The organism is Paenibacillus rhizovicinus, assembly GCF_010365285.1.
In the GTDB taxonomy this organism is placed as follows: Bacteria; Bacillota; Bacilli; order Paenibacillales; family Paenibacillaceae; genus Paenibacillus_Z; species Paenibacillus_Z rhizovicinus.
The window spans coordinates 2,805,331-2,824,820 of record NZ_CP048286.1 but is presented as its reverse complement, the minus strand read 5'-3'; the positions used below and the strand labels follow the sequence as shown (position 1 = coordinate 2,824,820).

Here is a 19,490-nt window from a genome sequence, read left to right as displayed (position 1 = left end):
CTATGAGCGCAGGAGGATTTCGTGTTGGGACAATGGTCACTTCGGACAAAAGTATTGGTTCTTATTCTCTCTCTTACCGCAGGCGTGCTGTCCATTGTCGGTTACGGCAATTATTCGGCGGCCAAGCATACGATCGTGGAAGCGCTGGTCGACAAGGCCGGCACGCAAGTACAGAACGCGGCGGACAATCTCTCGTCATGGGTCGATACCCGTCTTGCGGAGGCGGAGGTCATGAGCCGCACCGACCAGGTACGGTTCGGTTCCGACACGGTTCGGCTTCAGTATTTCCGTAACGAAATCGGACGCTCCGGTTCTCCCTTCAAGACGCTCGGATTTGCGGATCCTGCGGGACGCCTCGTACTGGACGACGGGGATATCGTCGACATTTCCGCCGAACCTTCGTTCTCTGCCGTCATGCAAGGCAAGGTCATGGTCACGGATCCCTTCGTCCGCGGGCAGAGCGGCACGAGGATGTTCGTGATTCAGGTTCCCGTCTACGGCAGCGGCAACGAGATCGTCGGCGTGGTGGACGCCGCCATGTCCGCGGACCGGCTTTACAACGAGCAGCTCCACGTTCGCGTCGGCCGAGCCGATGAGACGTTTATGTACAACAACGAAGGGACGATCATCGAGGCGCCGTCGGACAGCGATTTGCTGAACGCGCCGCATTCGATCGCATCCCCGGATTTGCCGTTTCAACCGGCGGCGAAGCAGATGTTGTCGATGCTGAACGGCTCTGCCAAGCTAAGCGGGAAATCCGGCGATTCCTTCCTCTTCTATGCCAAAGTCGAACGAACGACATGGTATATGGCCTTGGACGTGCCGCTGCATGAAATCGAAGCGCCGCTATCGGAAATCAAATGGCGCTCCATCCTAACGATCGCCCTCGCTGAAGCCATTCTCACTCTTCTGTTAATTCTGTTCTCGCATCCTATCATTTCACGCCTTAAACGCATTCTAAGCGTGACGGAAGCGGCTGCGGCCGGCCGATTCGACGTGAGTAATATCGTGGACGAAGGCGGAGACGAGCTGTCGCAGCTGTCGAATTCCGTCAATCAGATGAAGCATCATCTAAGTGGCATGTTCGGCCAGATGGACGCCATGATCAATCAAAACCAATTTGCGTTTATCGTGCTCGATAACCAGTATCGCGTTACGTATTTCAGCAAAGCCGCCGAACGGATGCTGGGTTATAAAGCCGAGGAAGTCATTCAGCATGCCACGGGCCTCTTGTTCATCGACCCGATGGACATTGCCATGGAAGCGGCTCGTCTCAGCCGAACTTACGGCCGGCCGGTTCCCGCGGATATTACGGTGTTCGAGATGCTGCGCGCCGAGCAATTCACGTACGAGAGGGAATGGAACTACATCCGGAAGGACGGTACGCGGTTCCCCGTCGCTCACAGTTCGAACGGCATGCTGGATCGGGAAGGACGCTTCATTGGCGTTGCGGGCATCGCGCGCGATATTACGCAGCAGAAGCAGGCGGAGCAGATTCGCAGCCAGCAGTTGAAAGTACTGGGCGCTGCCAAGGATTTGATTGCCACGTTTGACGAGGAAGGCAAGCTGCTCTACATTAACGAAGCGGGGAAGACGCTTCTTGGCATGCGCGACTCCGCGACGAGCGTGGAAGATGTGCCGAAGCGTACGATCGAAGAGCTGCTCGAAGGCATCGAGGACGCGCGTGCGGTCGGTTACCGGGAGAATGAAGCGCTGCTCCGTTCGCTCCAAGGCGAATTTATCCCCGTTTCCAAAATTCTCGTGCTTCACCGGGATGACGATACCGGGGAATCGTTCTACTCCTGCATCGCCAGGGATATCTCCGAAGCGAAGCGCGTGCAATTCGAGCTGGAGCAAGCCAAGCGGGAGGCGGAAAGCGCGAATGTCGCCAAAAGCCATTTCCTGGCTCAGATCAGCCATGAGATTCGGACGCCGCTTGCCGGCATCATCGGCTTAACGGGACTCATGCAGAAGACGGAGCTTATGCCGCTGCAGCTCGATTATTTGCAGAAAACGCGGGATTCGTCTCAAGCGCTGCTCGCGATCATCAACGATATTCTGGATTTCTCCAAAGCCGAAGCGGGCCGAATCGAGCTGAACGAGATGCCGTTCGATCCGTACAGTCTCATTCAGAAGCTGAACGAAATGCTGAGCGTCTTCGTCGGCGGCAAAGAGCAGTTCCAATTCATTACGGAGACGCCGCTTATGCTGCCTGAATCGTTGATCGGCGATTGGCTGCGCATCGAGCAAATTCTGCTCAATCTTTGCATCAATGCCATCAAGTTTACGGAGCGCGGATTCGTGCGGCTGCGACTGGAAGTGCTGAGCGGCGGGGAGACGGAGGGCAGCCATGCCCGCATTGCGTTCACCGTGGAGGATACCGGCATCGGCATGACGGAGGATCAGCTCAGCAAGCTGTTCAAACCGTTCGTGCAGGCGAACGCGCAGACGAACCGCAAATACGGCGGGACAGGCCTCGGCCTCGTCATCGTCAAGCGGCTGGTGGAGCTGATGGGAGGCACGATTCAGGTGAGAAGCGAGATCGGCAAAGGCAGCACGTTTTCCTTCGCGCTCGATTTGGCCGTCGCCGAGCCGCCGCTGATGGACCGGTTCTTCATTCAGGCTGGCAAGGACTGTTCGATCTGGGTCGTGGAGGATCACCAGTACTTGAGCGAGCGGCTCTGCACGGCGCTTGAGGAGAGCGGACTCATGCCGATCCCGCTGTGGTCGTGGAAGTCTGCCCACGAGCGGCTCGCCCGATCCGGAATAGGCGTCCTGCCGTTTGCGGTGCTGCTAGATTTCGAAATGCCGGACATGTATGCCGAGGAGACCTGGCATGCCATGCACGAAACGGCCAAGGAGGCGGGCATCAAGACGATCGCGCTGACGACGGCTTATGGCCGTGAAGAGCTGTTGAAACTGCCGGAGGAGAATCGGCCGGACGCCATCCTGGTCAAGCCGACCACGCGCATCAGCTTGTATCAGGCGCTGCTGACGTTGTTCGATCGGACGGCGGAGAGGCCCGCCGAAGGCATGGAGGAGACGGCTGCCGCCGCATCCGTGCCGGAGCCGCTGGCCGGAACGATTTTGCTTGCCGAAGACAATGACATCAATCAGCTCGTGGCCGTCGAACAGCTTCGGGAATGGGGATGCAAAGTCGATGTCGCCGAAACCGGGAACGAAGTGCTGGATAGACTGACGACCAAACGATACGATCTGATCCTGATGGACATTCATATGCCGGAAATGGACGGCGACGAGGCGGCCCGCATCATTCGCCTGGATTCCAAATACGACCGCATGCCGATCGTCGCGCTGACGGCGAATATTATGCAAGAGGATCATGACCGCTATATGCAGCTTGGGATGAACGACGTGCTGACGAAGCCGATCGACCCTGCGAAGCTGATGCAAGTCATCGCCAAATGGCTTCGCTACGGCAAGGAGCTGCGCGTTGAACCTGCCAAGGGCAAAACAGGAGATGCGGCGAAGGCCAAACCGAAGGAGCGCGATTCGCTGAGCGCCGTCTACGTGCCGGTATCGGATGCGGGCGAGGAATGGCTTGAACGCGGCATAGAGGGCCTGCGTCTGCAGGAAGCGTTGCAGCGGGTGAACGGCAAGCGGGATATACTGACGCATATGCTGAAGCTGTTCCTGAAAGATTACCGAACGTTCGAGGAGCGCCTGTACGAGACCGTGGATGCCGGCGATTACGCCACTGCCCGTCGGATGGCGCATACGTTGAAAGGCGTAGCCGGTAATTTGTCCGCTGACGAATTGTCTGCGTCGGCACATCGGCTGGAGCTGCAGCTGAAGGCTGCCGGGGATGGACAGCCCGCGCCGGAGCTGGAAACGGCCGCGTCCGAAGCGAACGCGGTACTGCAGAATCTACTGGAAGAATTGACAATTATTATGCCAGATTTCGACAATATTTCCTAACATTTTTCTAACAATCTATTGTTGGGACGATCTTCCTATTGTATATTATAGTAGATGAAACGTGCCAGGCAGTCGGCTCCGCGTTTGCTGTCGAAATGGACGAATTCCTTCACGAGGTGAGGCATTGCATGTACAAACTCTTGATTATCGAAGATGACGTGATGATGAGCGACATGCTGTCCATGTACATGTCCGGCGAGGGATACGAAATCAAACAGGCGGAAAACGGCGAGCTAGGGCTGAAGCTGCTGGAACAGTTTAAGCCGGATCTTGTATTGCTGGATCTCATGCTTCCAGATTGGGATGGCATTGAACTGTGCATCCGGATGCGTCAGCAATCCCCCGTACCGATTATGATCGTCTCCATGAAGTCGGAAGTTTCCGAGCGGGTACAAGCACTTCGCGCCGGAGCGGATGATTACTTATGCAAGCCGTTCAGCATGCATGAGCTCAGCGCCCGGGTGGAAGCACTTATCCGCAGATCGCGTTTGATGCAGACCGCCGTGTCGGAGAGCCGCTCGATGGAGGCGGCTGAAGCGATAGCCGAGAAAGAGATCAAGCTGGATTCCGAGCGCAGGCTGCTGCTCGTTCGGGGCAATTTCGTCGAGACGACGTTCTCGGAGTTCGAAATCATGAAACTCTTCTTGACCCATCCCGGTAAAGTGTTTAGCCGCGAGGATTTGATTAATGCGATTCGCGGTTTTGATTCCTTCGTTACCGACCGTGCGATCGACGTGCACATCGTGAACCTGCGCCGCAAGGTGGAGAAGAATCCGAAGGAACCGCATTTTATCCGTACCGTGTGGGGCGTCGGCTACAAGTATGTTATGGAGGCCGAATCGGCAACGCATTAAACGCATTAATGGATTATAAATAGATGCCTTTTATCGCAGGCCTTCTGCGGTAAGAGGCTTTTTTTGTGCATATGGGGCAGAGGAAGAGGCGCGATATTTCCGCAAAATGAGCGGTTTGGTATAATCTAACGATTCGCTCATACATCTTTGCTTCTTTTCTAATCATTTTGTGTGACAATCGCCCTAACAGCTCCTCCTCCGTGCGGGGGATTAAAAAAGCAGTCTGTGCATCATGCGGGCCGCGGCCGAATAGCCGGGACCGTCCGATGCACAGACTGCCTTTTGCAGATACTTGCGGACTTGCGTGTTTGTTCAGCATACTTCCAGGTAAAGCTTGGTACCATCGCTGTATTGGAGAATGGCCACGTCGCGGATCATCTCGACGGACTTGATTCGCTTCCATTTCTTGCGGAAATCAAAGTTGAATTCCATCTCCAGCAATTTATTGTGCAGCAGCTCCATATACGTTAACTGCTCGGAAGGATAATGAACCGGGACCGAACGATTTTTGAAGGTTATGACTTTGGTCATTTGCAATGCACCTCCGTTTCTTTAATAATGCCATTGTACAGGTTGAATTTTAGTCCCTTATAAAATGAGCATGAGTCTGCTGTTTGTTTTGCTTACCCTTTTCTAACATGTTCGAAATCCATGGAGTACCAAGCGGGGACGTAGTGCTATTATGCGCTCCAAGCCGGAGGGATTATCCGCCAATGCTTCAAGTCAAGCTGGAGCGGGTAATAACCGGGGAGATAAATGGCGGGAGGATTATGAGTTGACATTTGCATTCGCAAAGGCTGTATTCGCCAACTTCAGTTTACTTATCGCGCTGGCGTATATGTTCGATCTGGCCTATCGGTATTTGTTTCAATATGCACCCAGCCGCGTGAAATATGGGATTACTGTGGCCGTCTTTATCCTGGGGGGCTGGCTTGCTATGGCCTTCGGGCTGCGCGTGGACGGCTTGCTCGTGCTCGATCTGAGGTTTCTGCCGCTCATCATAGCCATGCTCGTCTTTCCGAGTCTGCCGGCCATTGCGCTGATCGGCTTCGGAATCGGAATCGGACGGTTATTCATAGGGCTTGACGCCTCCGCGTTCATGGCTTGCCTAAATATGATTGTGCTCGGGCTTATTTGCACGTGGATGAGCGCGGGGCTTCGCTGGAAGTCGTGGAGCTTCTTAAAGAAGAGCATCATTACGCTTATTTCGGTGAATGTGATTTTCGCGCTAAACGCGACGCTGGTAGTGGCTTTCGGATCGAAAATGTCCGTCTCGGCCTTCTGGCTCGATTACGGGATTTATTCCTTCCCGCTGCGTTTGCTGCTGAGCGGCCTATTGATCTTCATCATCCGTGACTTTCAGAAGGAGCAGCAGCGGGTGGACGAGCTGCGGAAGATGAACATGCTCCTGCGCCGGCAAACACGCGAACTGCGGCAAGCGAAGCGCGACGTGGAAGAGAAGGCGCGCGAACTGATGCTGGCCAACAAATACAAATCGGAATTTCTTGCGAACATGTCGCATGAATTGAAGACGCCGCTCAACAGCATCATCATGCTCTCCCAGCTGATGAAGGAAAGCGAGGAAGAGCGAGGCGGCGGCGCGGAGGAAGCCCAGTATTCCGGGTTGATCAACGGCGCGGGCCATGAGCTGCTGCAGCTGATCGACGATATCTTGGATCTTTCGAAGGTTGAAGCGGGCAAGATGGATATCTACATGGAGCCGCATTCCGTCGAAGAGCTCGTTCAGACGCTGTATTTGCAGTTTCTGCCCGTTGCGGCGCAGAAGGGCTTGACGTTCGAAACGGAAATTGGCTCGCAGGTGCCGGAAGCGATCTATACCGATGCGCTGCGGATCAACCAAATCCTTCGCAATTTGCTTGCCAATGCGTTTAAATTCACGGAGACGGGCAGCGTCCGGCTCATCGTCAAGGCGGAAGGTGGCGTGCCGATCGAGCCCGGGCAGCTGCGCAAGCGCCGGCTGCGGAGCTGGAATCCGGTCGCTTGGGGCCGTCCGGCCGTCCGGATCGTCAATCCGCTGCGGATCGCGTTCTCCATTGCGGACACGGGAATCGGAATCGAGCCGGAGAAGCAGCAGCTGATCTTCGAGGCTTTCCGGCAGGAGGATGGCTCTATCAACCGCAAATACGGCGGCACGGGGCTGGGGCTGTCCATCAGCTTGCAGCTGACGCGGCTGCTTGGCGGGACGCTTGCGCTGGAGAGCCAGAAGGGAGAGGGGAGCAAGTTTACGCTTCGCCTGCCAGCGACCCAGACCGGTACGGATTCGGAAAAGGGGACAGGGTCCGAGGGGAGCGCGCCGGGGGACAGAGGATTGCGTATGCAAGACAGCTGACGGGGGACGGAGTGTTTTTTTGGACGAAAGGGATTGACTCCGCATTGATGATGCAGTATATTATAAAAGTCGCGTCAGCGACCTCAAGTTCAGACAAGCTGGTGTAGCTCAGGGGTAGAGCAACGCACTCGTAATGCGTAGGCCGGGGGTTCAATTCCCTTCACCAGCACCATTTACGCCAATAACCGCGCGGTTTCCGAGATATCGGGGATCGCGCTTTTTGTTTGTTTGGGAGAGAGGTATTCAAATAATGGATACGCATATCTATTCAACAACCTGTCGACGGCGCGTGGGTGAAGGCGCCTGACTTAAATGAAATCAAACGGTATATAGATGTTCATGATATAACTGTTCCGGTCTTGTCTCTGCAATACGAAGCGGACGCTTACGGGAAGCTTGGCCGGGCAGATAAGGCCAATTCCATTACCGACTACCTGGAAAGGTTAAATCCCTCGACGATCAAGGAATGATCAGTCATCAACCGGCGACTTTGCATACTACGAAACTCCAATAACGGCACGGTTTCCGAAGCTTTCGGGGATCGTGCTTTTTGTGCTGTTTACCGAGTCGTTCAGACCGGCAGGAAAGGCTCGCCGCTTATAGGGGCATTCGACAGGCGAGGCGCTTGCCTGCGCGCCAATGCTGGCGTACAGCTTGGGCAATTGATGTTGGCTTCTTGTCTTATACAGGGATGTCTCTCCACACATAGATTACATTAGCTCTTCTAAAGGAGGAATTCAGTTGTCAGTTAAAATCAAGAACGTGAAAGCTGTCAGCACGAAAGGGAAGTCCCAATCCCGCTCCGGCCGCAAGTCGGCCCGTGTGTCGAACGAATTGCTCGGAGGTGTCAGCATGGGCAACCATTGCTGCAACCGCCGGGACCCAGCCGTTGAAGGCATTCAGGAAGCCGGTGCAGATCTTAGCGATCTGTTCCACCAGTTCAAGAACCCTGTCGTTGCTGCCAAAGTCGTTCGCGCCATCCGCTGCCGGAACCGCAAACTCCTCGAAGAATTAATCGGAGCCAATTGTCATGTTGTCTGTTTCTTCCACCAAGGCCGCTTCTCCTGCGTTCGTATCGAGTGTACGTTCGGCCAATGCTGCGACGTGCGTATCAGCTTCGACATTTGCGTATCCAACCAATTCTGCCGCGACCGCTAGAGATTCAAGTCTTCACCAGCAACTGCCGTTATACAGAAAATGCCGGGGAATGTCCGATGGCGTGGACATTTTCCCGGCATTTTCGTTTTGTCGTAGGCATGCGCTCCATAGCCGGGTTGAAGCCCGGAAGCCCGGACCGTTGGCGGGCTTATGGCATAAGCTGACCATAATGCTTGGAAAGGGAGGGGATAGGTATGCCGATCATTCCGAATTTTCCGCAGTCGCTGCTGCAAGAGCACATGCGTTGGCATCACGCCAATCATTACAATGACCCTTCGCAGCTGCCGCCGGGTTACGGCTTGAATTTCCTGCAGTTTCACCGGCAGTTCATAAACAAGGTGTACCAATGGTACAACGGGCAGGGACTCGATCCGCAGCTCGTTGCCGGCTGGCAGGGCGTGCCGGAAGCGATCCGCAATACGCCTTGCTATAATCAGCAGGCGGAGGCTCGCGTGCTGTACAATCCGCAGTCTTTCGCGTCGGCGGACCAGTTGGGATTGTTCCTGGAGCAGTCGAATCTGCATGGCTGCATTCACCAGGAAGCGGCGAGAATATTCGGAGAGCCCTATCTGAACGATTTCGATATCGCACCGCAGAGCACGATGTTCTATAACATCCATGGCATGATCGATCAATGGTACCGGAATTGGGAGCGGGCGACAGGCAACGCCAGGGCTGCCGGGAATAAGCCGGCCGCCGGCTCGGCGCGCGGAAGAAGCGGACGCAGCGCGGGTTCGGCTGAGCGTCTGACGGCGAAGACAAAGCGGGGAAACGTCAGCGGAGCAGCGCAAGCACCAAAAGGACCGCTTCGCAGCGGTCCTCAAAGTACGCCTGCCCAGCCCTTCATAAAAGGTGCAGCAAGGCCTGGAATACATCTCTATAGTAAGAAGCCGGGCGCGGGACGAAATCGGAAGCCTTGACTTCCGCTTCGGCGTCGACGGCTCTGCCTTCGTTGTCGAGGCGAAACCCTGCCGCGCGCGCATGCTGCCGACGGCCGTCGAACAGCGCGATCATCGCTTCCAGCTCGGCCTCGTACACGCCGGACACTTCATCCTGTTGGAGCGTCAGCGAGGACAGCGGTCCGGGATAGACATAGCCGTAGACGCCGCTGATCTCCCGATCGAGGAACGCAAGTCCCTTCGCGACGCCTGCGGACTCCTTGCGAGCTTCGCCGAGCGAGAGGAGCGATTCGAACGGGATGGCGGCGCCGAGTTCTTCCTCGATCTCGCGGGCCGCGTCCCGCATCGTCTCGCCGGCGGCCAGGTGGCCGGCGGCGGTAATGTCGAAGCTCCCCGGGAACGTGTCTTTCCCGGGGGCTCGCTGCTGGAACAGAACAAGCCTGCGGTCGCCTTCGCGCCGCGCCAGCCAGCAATGGATGGAGCGGTGCCAGAGCCCGCGGGCGTGTACTTCGCTGCGGGGCGCCGTACCGAGCCAGACGCCGTGCTCGTCGTAATAATCGAAGCGTTCTTCTTCCCCGCCGCCGGCTTGGCTATGTCCGCTCATAGGCTAGGACAAGCCTCCCTCGAGCTCCGTCGATTCGGTCTGGAGATGGGAGGTGCAGTGCGAGCAGCGCGTCGCTTTGATCGGGATTTTGGACAGGCAGTACGGGCAGTTCTTGTCCGTCGGTTCGGATGGAGCCGCAGGATCCGGCTGACCCAGGCGGCGCAGCGCGTTCGCCCCTTTGACGATCATGAAGATACAGAACGCCACGATCGTGAAGTCGAGCAGAACGTTCAAAAAGTTACCGTATGCGATGACGGCAGCGGATTGTTCTTTCGCTTTGGCCAGCGTGTCCGGATTTTTGTCGATGGATAGATTGATGAACCGATCAACGAGGTTCACCCTGCCGAGCAGAATGCTGATCGGCGGCATAATGATGTCGTTGACGAGCGAGGTGACGATTTTACCGAACGCTCCCCCGATGATAACCCCGACCGCAAGGTCGAGCACGTTGCCGCGGACGGCGAATTCTTTGAACTCTTTTAATATTTTAACCATGATTCCACTCCTTCCGGTACTCTCTAATTATAGCGGACAAAAAGCGCAGTTCAACTGGTATTCGCGCCGCGCGAGGTATCGGTTCGAAGGATTTGTCGCGAAAAAAAGGATTTTCTGGAAATATGTCGAAATGGATGGACGAAAGCATCCTCGATTTTTGGAAAATGGAGATATGCGATGATCGAACCAATATTCAGCGATAGTTGGAAAATGATAGCGCTTGCGATGGTCATCCAGCTGTTCGCATCCATTACGGTTTACGGCATAATCGGCCATCTCAACAGAGCGCGGGTCAAGCAGCATTATTGGCAGCTGAGCGGCGCGCTCGTCTATGCTTTGGGCGTGTGGGTCAGTCACATTATCGTCCTGCTGACGACCAATGTTACGATCGACATCGATTGGACGACCGGCGTCAAGCTGTTCGGAATTATGATCTGCACGTACGGCTCGTTCAGGCTGCTGGATTCGCGCATTCCGTATGGCGTCCGTCTGCTTGGGGGCAGCGTGCTCATGGCGTTCGGCGCGAACCTGGTGATGTACGCTTCGCTTCCCGGCCAGCCGTCGGAATCGTTCAGCATCGACCCGGCCTTCGCTTGTTTTACGTTTCTGTTCAGCTTGATCGGGACGGCCAGTTCCTTCTACCTGTACGAACGCAAAACCGGCTATGCGTTCCTGCCCGGCCTGCTGCTCGGCATTTCCGGCATGATCATGGAGCTGTTCGGGCTCAGCTTGGTCGGAAAAGGGGAGACCGTCATATTGACCGCCGACCGGTTGAACGATTACATGCAGCTGTTGTCCGTCGTCCTTGGCCTCGCCACGCTGGTCATCTTCGCGTTCAGCATCGTCGCCCGTTACGTGGACCGCCGGTACGTGTCCATGAACGAACGGTACAAGCTGTTGGTCGAGAACTCGATCGACATGATCGCCGTCATCCAGGACGAGCGCTGGGAGTATATTAACCACTCCGGATTGCGCATTTTCGAAGCGGAGGGCGAACACGATCTGCTCGGCAAAAGCATTTATATGTATTTGCAGCCCCGTTTCCATGCGGCAATGAAAATGTTGCTGCAGGCTTCGCGGCAGAAGGAGCGCAAGACGCCGATAGAAATGGACTGGATTTCGGTCGAAGGCAAAACGCTCCATACCGAAGTGATCGTCTCCGGCACGAAGCTGTCGGGTAAACCCGTCATCCAAGTGATTATCCGCGATATATCGGAGCGGAAGAAGAACGAGGAGCTGCTCATCAATTCCGAGAAGCTGTACGTTGCCGGGCAGCTGGCCGCGGGCATCGCGCATGAGATCCGCAACCCGCTCACGTCGCTTAAAGGCTTCCTGCAGCTGATTACGTCGGGCAGAAGCGGCAAAAACTACTACGACATCATGCAGTCGGAGCTCACCCGTATCGAATCCATCGTAAGCGAGCTGCTGATGCTCTCCAAGCCGCAAATCTACGAGCTGACGCATATGGATATTCGAACGGTGATGTCGGATACGATTACGCTGCTGGACGCGCAGGCGATTTTGCACGATATCACTATCGAAGCGAGCCTAGGCGAAGAAACATTGTGGGCGCATGGCGTCGAGAACCAGCTGAAACAGGTGTTTATCAACGTCATCAAGAACGCGATCGAGGTGATGATGGACGGCGGGGTTATTAAAGTGACCTGCCTTCTGGACGAAATCGGGCGCATTATCGTGCGTATCGCGGATCGGGGCCCCGGCATCGCCCATGACCAGCTGGCGAAGATCGGGCAGCCCTTCTACACGACGAAGGAGAAAGGCACGGGCCTCGGGCTGATGGTGACGTACAAAATCGTCGACAACCATCACGGCAGCATCGAGGTCAGCAGCCGCATCGGGGAAGGCACGACGTTTGATATCCTATTGCCGTACCACGCGCCGAGGGAGGCGGAAGCAACGGAACGAAGCAACATCGTTTCGATTCTCCGGTTCCGCGAGGATAACGAGAGCGCTTCTTAATAAATTAGGTCCCGCGCAAGCGGCCGGCTACCGCAGCACTTCGATGCGGTTGCCGGCCGCTTGCGCGTACAGCGGCAGCGGGCCGGCAAATTCGCCGTCCCCGTAGACGGCGATCGCCGATTTCGCCGGATCCGGAAGCGTTTCTTCGACGACGATCGTTCGTCCGCGGAGCATCGTCACATAAGGCAGCCGCACATGCTTGCCCGACAGCAGCAGCGGAAACAAGCGAAGCAGCTGCAAGGGCGTGCAGGAATGGACGATGCAGACGTTCAGCCAGCCGTCGTCCGGCAGGGCTTCGGGACAAATCCGCAGTCCGCCGCCGTACGCGGGGACGTTGCATACGGCAGCCATCCATCCGCGTTGGAAGCTGGTCTTCCGGCCGTCCGCCGTGACGTCAAGCGGGCGCGGCCGGAAGGTGAACAGCACATGGATCAATCCGATGATATAAGCGAGAGAGCCGGCATGCATGAGGTTGCACAGCTTCTTGTAGAACGAACGGTTGACGGCTGCTGCGATAGCGGAGTCGAAGCCGGCGGCAAGCGCAGTCAGCACGGGGCGAACGGGATCATCCGGCTCTGCTCCGCGAAGCTCGATGATATCCGCGGGGAACGGCTTGCCCCGGAGCACGAGCCGCAGGGCAGCCAGCGGTTGCCGCGGAATGCCGAACGCTCTGGCGGTATCGTTGCCGGATCCGGCCGGAATGATGCCGAGCGGCACGCCGCTTCCGCATAGCAGGGGGAGCAGCCCGTGTATCGTCCCGTCGCCGCCAATTATTGTAATCGCTTTCAAATTTCTCGGTAAATCATCGGCCCGCGAATCAGCAGCGGCTTCCCTCGCGATTGCATCCTGTTCCCGGAGCAGGCTTGCGATCTCGCCGCGGGCTTCCTCGGGCGTGCCCGCCAACACGGTCGCATAGTCTGTACCGAGCCGTTTGAGCTCCGTTTCAACGATTTGCCATACTTTACGTCCTCGGCCTCCGCCGGAATTTTCATTGACTGCGAATATCCACATAGCTGAACCCCTCTTTATCTCTAATGGTCCCATTATAAAGGGGATTGCGGAGCGTGGAAACTTCTTTTTGAACATACAAGCAACCCTAGGTTCGCCTGATCTCGGCATGTACCTCTTCGGAAGGAAACGCGCTGCTCCGCGGGATTGGCGACGGCAACCATTTCACCTTACGCGGGGGGATGGTCTATAATAGCGGAAGGAGGCGAGAGAAAAACATGCCTGAACCATTGAAAACGACGTACATGCCCCGCAGAAGGAGCGATGAACCATGACGATCGGCGCGCGCGTTATCAAGACCGGCCTCGCCGTGGCGCTGGCCGTGTACATAAGCACGCTGTGTGGCTTTCCGTCGCCGATTATCGCGGCGGTGGCTTCGATTTTCACGATTCAGCCTTCCATCTCCCGCTCGTGGCAGCAGGTGGTGGATCAAGTGCAGACGAACGTGCTCGGCGCCGTGGTAGCGCTGATTGCGGTCCGTCTGTTCGGGCAGACGCCGATCTCGCTCGGCATGGTATGCATTATCGTCATTCTGGTATGCATCCGGCTGCGGATGGAAAGCACGATCGGACTGACGCTCGTAACGGTGGTTGCCGTAATGGAAGCCAACCAGCAGGGCTGGATGTTCGCGCTCGACCGCCTGCTCATGGTGCTGACGGGCATGGCTGCGGCATTCGCGGTCAATATTCTCATTATCCCGCCGCGCCCGCGCAAGCTGTTCATGACGCAGGTGCATGACGCGCACGCCAAGCTTTCCTTGCTGCTTCGCATGGCCATCTCCAACGAGATGAAGGAAGGCGTCCATCGCGAAGAGAAGGAGAAGCTCCAGGGCACGCTGCGCAAGCTGGACGAGGCGCATCGCCTGTTCGAGGAGGAACGCCCGTTTCTGCGCAGGCGCAACCAAGCGGGGGCGCGTCAGCTCATTCTGTCGCGGCATCTCATCAAGGCGCTGCATAAAGGCGTGGATTTGCTGGAAGCGGTGGAGGAGCATTATTTTGCCGTGTCGGGAGCGGAAGCGTGGGCGCGGCGATTCGATCAGCAGATCGAGGAGCTGGCCAAGTATCATGAGCAGATATTGCTGAAGCTGGAGGGCAAAATGAAAGCCAATGCCGCGATCGAGCCCGAGGAAGAGCGCGAAGGCCGGCTTATCAAGCAGCTCAGCGATTATTTGCATCAGAATCCCGACGAATACAAGAGGCTCGTCTTCGTCGCGTCCACGATGCTGGAGTACGCGTATCACCTGCGCCGGCTGGATCGGGTATCCGACCAAGTGCAGCAGCGTCAGGAGACGGAAGCTGCCTTTATCGGCTGATCGTCGCGAAGCGCAGCGCGGAGCGGAGCAGTTTAGCGTTGCAGTGCCGATTATAGTGCCAATAGCAGTGCCAATAGCAGCACCAAAGCAAGCGCCCTTGTACCGGCTGAAGCCGAACGTACAAGGGCGCCTGCTGCTTTTCACAGTGTAGCAGTTCCTTCTTACGGAGCGTGGAAAGGAACGGTCACTTCGAGTTCGGGCAGGTACCGAATCTTCGGCTTCCCGTTCTTGTCCAGCTGGAATTCATGCGGACTATCGGTGCGAAATAGATAGACGAAGGGTTTGATCGTTACGGAATCGGGAACGCCTTGAAGGGGTTCATAGCGATAGTCGGAGATCATAATCCGGCCACCATGCTCATTCCAGCCATTGCCGCCGAGCAGCTTGAGCTGATTGCCCCGATTATCGAACAGATCGATGCCCATCGTCGTAGCGGCGGTTGTCAGGGCCGCGCTATCCGGCACTTCGATGCTTGTCGTTAAGCTCGTCGTAATCGGCGTGGATTCGATGCGATCGAGCGTGAAACTCAAGCCGTCCTGGCTGCGCTTCGCATGAGGCTCGATGACGCGTATGCCCGCCGTGGCTTTGCGGACGGAGAATTGCAAGTCGAAAGGGGCGGCGACGTCCGTCAATGTTATGTCGACAGACAGCTCGAACGCGTCCGGAAACGGTTTCCCTCCCTGGTTGTGAAGGTCCGAGAACTCGATAATGGATTCATCGCTGCTTGAACCCGGAATAATGACAATGCCGATCGAGTTCGAATTGCCTGGCGAATACGCTTCGAGCTTCTTGCCGTCGATGGCAAGCGTCAACGTTTTGATTTGCTCCCCGATCGTATCGCTGCGTTTGTCGGCGGAGTCGCGCTTCAATCCGAGCGAGACGCGCGTGCCGTCGAATATGGCGACAGGGATGCCAAGCGTCACTCCCTGATGCGATGCGCTGGCTTGCACGTCGTTCGCCTGTCCGTCGTTCGCTGCGGCCTGCAGCCCCCGGTCGTTGGAGGCTTGGAAGATCGCCGCGAATCCGGGCAGCCGCTTGAACGCTTCCGCCATGGAAGGCGACAAGAAGTACGCGCCGGCAATCGCCAGCAAGAGGAGCGAGGCGGCAGCGGCGGACAGCCATGCCGAGCGTTTCCTCGTCTCGGGTGCTTCGCCGGCTTGCGTGCGGCAGCCGTCCATCATGCAGCCGTTCATCGTACGGGCGGCCAAATCGACTTGGACGGGCGTATCGCGAATCAGCTGTTGTATGTATTCGAGCTCTGAATCATGCGTCGGTCCATGCATCGGCTCGTTTCTCATTTCGACTTTCGGCTCGTTTCCCGCATCATGCTCGCGGTTTGTACGCATGCCCATAGATGGTTCCAATCGGATCGCCTCCTTTTTGTCCAAGCAGCTTTTTGCGGAGCCGCTCGTACTTCTTGCGGACCGCTGCCGGCGTCAGCCCCATGACGCTGCCGATTTCGTCGAAGGAGTACTCCTCCAGCGCGCGCAGCAGCAGCACTTTGCGCTCGGAAGGCGTCAGCTTCTCCAGCAGCTCGTGAATATAATCGGCATATCGGCCGACGGTCTCCGCTGCCGGGGGCGGTTCATTCTTGATATGCAGGAAAGCGATGAGGGACCGTTTGCGTTTCTTCAAGGCGTCGATGCAATGGTGGTGGGCGATTTTGTACAGCCAGCTGGAGAACGGCGCCGTCGGCCGGTATTGGCCGATCGAACGGAAGCCTTTAATGAAGATCTCTTGGGCAGCGTCTTCCGCTTCTTCTTGGCTGCCGAGCAGGTAATAGCAATACAAGTAGATTTTGCGTTGGAATCGTTCGATCAGCAGGGCGTACGCGTCCGTCTCACCTTGCTGCGTGCGTGCGATCACGGCGGCTAACGCCTCGGCATCCGTATCGGATGAATGCATGCAGGTCTCCCTCCTTTCTGCCTATATAACTTCCAACCGGAGCCGATTGTGACAATCCGCGCGAAAAAAAGACCCGCTGCGGCCATTCGCTTCCTGCGAAGCGACCGCCAAGCGGGTCTTGTGGGAGCCGATTCAAACAATAATCACAGATGAGCAATGGTTGACTTAATTGTTTTCCTTCGTATCGCTCTTATGGCGTCGCGGATGCTGCAGATGAGCCTCGAGCGAGGTCGTATCTTTCTTCGGCACGAGACGCGGGTCGGTCTTGCCGTCATGATGATTGCTGAAATCAAGCTGCACGAGATCCCATTCCGTCGTGCCCAGCATCGGGTCGGCGGGGAAAACGTCGCCGCGGTTCAGCTTCTCCTCGCGGCCCCATTCATTCTTATAAACGCCATCCACTTCAACGGGTTCGCCGGACACGGGCTCCATTTCAAAATGTCCTTGTTGTTCGCTCATAACGATCTCCTCCTTGGGTGCATAGGCGAGCCGTACTCCGACGCGCATCCGTAAAGATGCATAGAAGTACGACCGGCCTGTCGGTGTCGAAGAGCTCCGGGGCTACAATCCATGCTTCGGCACGGCGGCGCGGTCGGCATCGGATTGCGCATTGCTGGCCGCATTCTTTCCTTGGCCGGTGCGGTCCGCCTTGGACTGTGCCCTGCTTGCTTTGATTTGCAAATGAGAAGGGTGTTCGCCTGACATGAATGATCATCCTCCTGATCGGGATAAGTCATGAGAATCCACCTTCAGTTTGCCACCGCGGCGTGCGAACTATGTGCGCAGGAAGCCGTTATGAACGACCGGCAAGATCTGGCTGGCGGCGCATCACACGAGACGCAGTCCGCAGCCGGGACAGTCGGCATCCTGATGCGTGACCGTCTCCCCGCATGCGGGACAGGGCTCGCTGAAGGACTCCTTGTGCGCCGCAAGCCGCTGCCGCGCCGCAGCGGAATCCTCTTCCGCTGCGGCCTCCTGCCGGGCGGAGCCGCCGAACAGCGCCTCCACGAACTGCCGCAGCTCGGAGGCTTTGCCGGAATCGTCGGCGGAGAGCTTGAGAATATAAACCATGACGGCTACGAGCGTGCCGGCTATAACTAAGACGATGATCGTTGCAATCGCATTCATCATTTTCTGGATGTCTCCCTCTCCGAATGGGGCTATTTCAGCTGAAGACGGGCTTCCATTTTCTTGCCTCCGAACCACATGACGGCCAGCACGACGAGCGCGATCAGAATCCGCCACGGCTGCTCCAATAAATCGCCGATATTGAAGCTGAGCAGGGACACCGTAAGGATCATGACGGCTTTGCCCAGCAGAATGGCCAATACGAACGAACGGAACGAAATGCCGCTTAAACCCGATATGACGTTAATGAGCGCGGAAGGCGAGAAGGGAAAGCAGGCAAGCAGGAATATGGGCGTGAAGCCCTTGCGTTCGATGAAGGCAAGCAGCTTGCCGGCCTTCGGAAACCTGCGGCGCAGCCAGTCGCTGAAGTGGCCGCCGAGCTTGCGGGAGAGCCAGAAGAGCAGGAGCGACCCGGTGCAGACGCCGATCCAGGAGTAGAGCGAACCGAGGAACAGCCCGTATATGTTGGCATTGGCCGCCACGAAGACGATCAATGGCAGCACCGGGATGAAGGATTCTGCCAGCGGGAGCAAGATACCAGGCAAGGGACCGTATGCCGAGTAGCTCTCCAGCGTTCGCTGGAGATGCTCCAAGTCCATATTTTTAAACTGGGTAAGCCAATTTCCGAACAGATTCATGCCTTACACGTCCCCCTGGTTCAACGCTCTCACGCATGCGTTTTGTCGTGAAACGCACGGAACGGAAACCAAATATAGAAAAATCCGATGACGGCATACATGATGCCGCCATACAAGAGCACCGCGGACTGGCCCTGCAAAGTCGCGAGCGTTCCGCCGATGACGGGGCCGATCATGCCGCCGATACCCTCGACGGTCGAGAAGATGCCCCATCCGAGCCCCTGCTGCTTCGGCGGCACGTAATTGGCGAGCAGCGCGTTCCATGCGGGCAGCAAGGTGGCGTATGCCAGGCCGAGGATACCGGTCAGTACGATGCAGACCCACATCGGAGGCGCAACGGAAATCAGGTACAAAGCCGCTCCGATCAGAATGAAGCCCAATACGAGAAACCATTTCTTGCCGCCGAGCTTGTCCGAGAGCCTGCCCATCGGCATGAGGCTGACAACGGTACAGAAGCCGCCGGCAAGCAGCAGCAAGGAATACTGCGCGCCGTTCATGCCCAGCTTATCTTCCGCGAAGCTGGGCAGAACGGGCACCAGCATGCCGGCGCCCATCGTTTGCAGCACCATGCCCGGCAGCAGCAGCCGCATATGGAGCAGACGTTCTTTCAGAATAACGAATTGTTCGCGCACCGGCAGCGAAGGCGCCGAACCGGAAGCGCGCTGATTGCTGATAAACAAGGACAGCAGCCAGCTGACTACCGCAAGCACGAGAAGCAAGTAATAAGCCGTCATGCGGTTCCGGTCCATAATCACGTTGCAGACGATGGGTCCGCCTCCGATGCCGATGAACCAAATCGTATAGTAAAATCCCATTTGCATCGCCCGTCGGTCACTGGATACTTTGGTCAGGCAGACGATCCAAATCGGCGATATGCCGACCCCGTACAAGGCCGAAGCCGTAATGAACAGCCAAGGCTGATCCGAGATCGGAATGAGCAGAATGCCGGCAATGGAAGCGAGCAGTCCGACATGAACGACGAACCGGATGGAGAACCGGTCGAGCAAATAGCCGATGAACATCTTGAGTACCGTGTCCGTCAGGTAGTGGGCCGTAATGGCGATGCCGATAATATCGAGCGATAAACCGAGCGTTTTCTCCCCGTAAATCGGCAGGAAGCTGATAAGCGCCGCGCCGCGAATGAATTCGACGAACAGCAGAATGACGGAAAATAGTGCGACTTCGCGACTGAACAGACGTTTAATGACAGTCACATCCCC

General features: G+C 56.8%; 18 protein-coding genes and 1 tRNA gene. 8 read left to right on the top strand and 11 right to left on the bottom strand.

What is annotated here, in order from left to right; translation table 11 throughout:
* The first annotated feature begins 24 nt into the window (after nucleotides 1-24).
* Both GZH47_RS12620 and GZH47_RS12615 read left to right on the top strand, forming a co-directional pair.
* Nucleotides 25-3,939 (top strand): response regulator, encoded by a 3,915-nt coding sequence (locus GZH47_RS12620; protein WP_162640407.1) that lies wholly within the window; start codon nucleotides 25-27, stop codon nucleotides 3,937-3,939.
* A 128-nt stretch (nucleotides 3,940-4,067) separates the two neighbouring features.
* Nucleotides 4,068-4,793, top strand: coding sequence for a response regulator transcription factor (locus tag GZH47_RS12615; protein WP_162640406.1), 726 nt, complete (start codon nucleotides 4,068-4,070; stop codon nucleotides 4,791-4,793).
* 312 nt (nucleotides 4,794-5,105) lie between these two features.
* Here GZH47_RS12615 and GZH47_RS12610 read toward each other — a convergent pair whose 3' ends face one another.
* The gene (locus GZH47_RS12610) at nucleotides 5,106-5,324 is read right to left on the bottom strand and encodes a hypothetical protein (RefSeq protein WP_162640405.1); all 219 of its coding nucleotides are present in this window, start codon (nucleotides 5,322-5,324) and stop codon (nucleotides 5,106-5,108) included.
* A gap of 244 nt (nucleotides 5,325-5,568) precedes the next feature.
* Here GZH47_RS12610 and GZH47_RS12605 point away from each other — a divergent pair, with 244 nt between their 5' ends.
* From GZH47_RS12605 to GZH47_RS12590, 4 genes are all read left to right on the top strand, one after another.
* Nucleotides 5,569-7,143, top strand: coding sequence for a sensor histidine kinase (locus GZH47_RS12605; protein ID WP_162640404.1), 1,575 nt, complete (start codon nucleotides 5,569-5,571; stop codon nucleotides 7,141-7,143).
* 97 nt (nucleotides 7,144-7,240) lie between these two features.
* Nucleotides 7,241-7,315 (top strand) — tRNA-Thr (locus GZH47_RS12600).
* Nucleotides 7,316-7,884: 569 nt separating this feature from the next.
* Nucleotides 7,885-8,301, top strand: a complete 417-nt coding sequence (locus GZH47_RS12595; RefSeq protein WP_162640403.1) for a hypothetical protein — start codon at nucleotides 7,885-7,887, stop codon at nucleotides 8,299-8,301.
* Nucleotides 8,302-8,495: 194 nt separating this feature from the next.
* Complete coding sequence (locus tag GZH47_RS12590) at nucleotides 8,496-9,221, top strand: hypothetical protein (protein WP_162640402.1); 726 nt, start codon at nucleotides 8,496-8,498, stop codon at nucleotides 9,219-9,221.
* Here the strand turns inward: GZH47_RS12590 and GZH47_RS12585 are convergent.
* Both GZH47_RS12585 and mscL read right to left on the bottom strand, forming a co-directional pair.
* The gene (locus tag GZH47_RS12585) at nucleotides 9,145-9,804 is read right to left on the bottom strand and encodes an NUDIX hydrolase (RefSeq protein WP_162640401.1); all 660 of its coding nucleotides are present in this window, start codon (nucleotides 9,802-9,804) and stop codon (nucleotides 9,145-9,147) included. The genes GZH47_RS12590 and GZH47_RS12585 overlap by 77 nt on opposite strands.
* A 3-nt stretch (nucleotides 9,805-9,807) precedes the next feature.
* Nucleotides 9,808-10,299, bottom strand: coding sequence for a large-conductance mechanosensitive channel protein MscL (gene mscL, locus GZH47_RS12580; RefSeq protein ID WP_162640400.1), 492 nt, complete (start codon nucleotides 10,297-10,299; stop codon nucleotides 9,808-9,810).
* A 177-nt stretch (nucleotides 10,300-10,476) separates the two neighbouring features.
* Between mscL and GZH47_RS12575 the strand changes: the two genes are divergently transcribed.
* Nucleotides 10,477-12,279, top strand: coding sequence for an ATP-binding protein (locus tag GZH47_RS12575; protein ID WP_162640399.1), 1,803 nt, complete (start codon nucleotides 10,477-10,479; stop codon nucleotides 12,277-12,279).
* Between the two features lie 27 nt (nucleotides 12,280-12,306).
* Here GZH47_RS12575 and GZH47_RS12570 read toward each other — a convergent pair whose 3' ends face one another.
* Entirely contained in the window at nucleotides 12,307-13,290 is a 984-nt protein-coding gene (locus tag GZH47_RS12570; RefSeq protein WP_162640398.1) for a diacylglycerol/lipid kinase family protein, read from the bottom strand.
* 268 nt (nucleotides 13,291-13,558) lie between these two features.
* Here GZH47_RS12570 and GZH47_RS12565 point away from each other — a divergent pair, with 268 nt between their 5' ends.
* Nucleotides 13,559-14,599: an FUSC family protein gene (locus GZH47_RS12565; RefSeq protein ID WP_162640397.1), complete on the top strand. Its 1,041-nt coding sequence runs from the start codon at nucleotides 13,559-13,561 to the stop codon at nucleotides 14,597-14,599.
* Nucleotides 14,600-14,760: 161 nt separating this feature from the next.
* On the opposite strand, the gene GZH47_RS12560 is transcribed toward GZH47_RS12565, so the two are convergent.
* From GZH47_RS12560 to GZH47_RS12535, 7 genes are all read right to left on the bottom strand, one after another.
* Nucleotides 14,761-15,963: a DUF5643 domain-containing protein gene (locus tag GZH47_RS12560; protein ID WP_162640396.1), complete on the bottom strand. Its 1,203-nt coding sequence runs from the start codon at nucleotides 15,961-15,963 to the stop codon at nucleotides 14,761-14,763.
* On the bottom strand, nucleotides 15,923-16,504 hold the full coding sequence (locus GZH47_RS12555) for an RNA polymerase sigma factor (protein ID WP_162640395.1): 582 nt from the start codon (nucleotides 16,502-16,504) through the stop codon (nucleotides 15,923-15,925). The genes GZH47_RS12560 and GZH47_RS12555 overlap by 41 nt, the downstream gene beginning before the upstream one ends.
* A gap of 165 nt (nucleotides 16,505-16,669) precedes the next feature.
* A complete protein-coding gene (locus GZH47_RS12550) occupies nucleotides 16,670-16,963 on the bottom strand; it encodes a transposase (protein WP_162640394.1) in 294 nt (97 codons plus the stop codon).
* A gap of 102 nt (nucleotides 16,964-17,065) precedes the next feature.
* Nucleotides 17,066-17,209: a hypothetical protein gene (locus GZH47_RS33850; protein WP_192043604.1), complete on the bottom strand. Its 144-nt coding sequence runs from the start codon at nucleotides 17,207-17,209 to the stop codon at nucleotides 17,066-17,068.
* 123 nt (nucleotides 17,210-17,332) lie between these two features.
* Nucleotides 17,333-17,635 carry a hypothetical protein gene (locus tag GZH47_RS12545; RefSeq protein ID WP_162640393.1) on the bottom strand — a complete coding sequence of 101 codons (303 nt, stop codon included), beginning with the start codon at nucleotides 17,633-17,635 and terminating at the stop codon, nucleotides 17,333-17,335.
* A 29-nt stretch (nucleotides 17,636-17,664) separates the two neighbouring features.
* Entirely contained in the window at nucleotides 17,665-18,270 is a 606-nt protein-coding gene (locus tag GZH47_RS12540; RefSeq protein ID WP_162640392.1) for a TVP38/TMEM64 family protein, read from the bottom strand.
* A gap of 29 nt (nucleotides 18,271-18,299) precedes the next feature.
* Entirely contained in the window at nucleotides 18,300-19,484 is a 1,185-nt protein-coding gene (locus tag GZH47_RS12535; RefSeq protein WP_162640391.1) for an MFS transporter, read from the bottom strand.
* Nucleotides 19,485-19,490 lie beyond the last annotated feature (6 nt).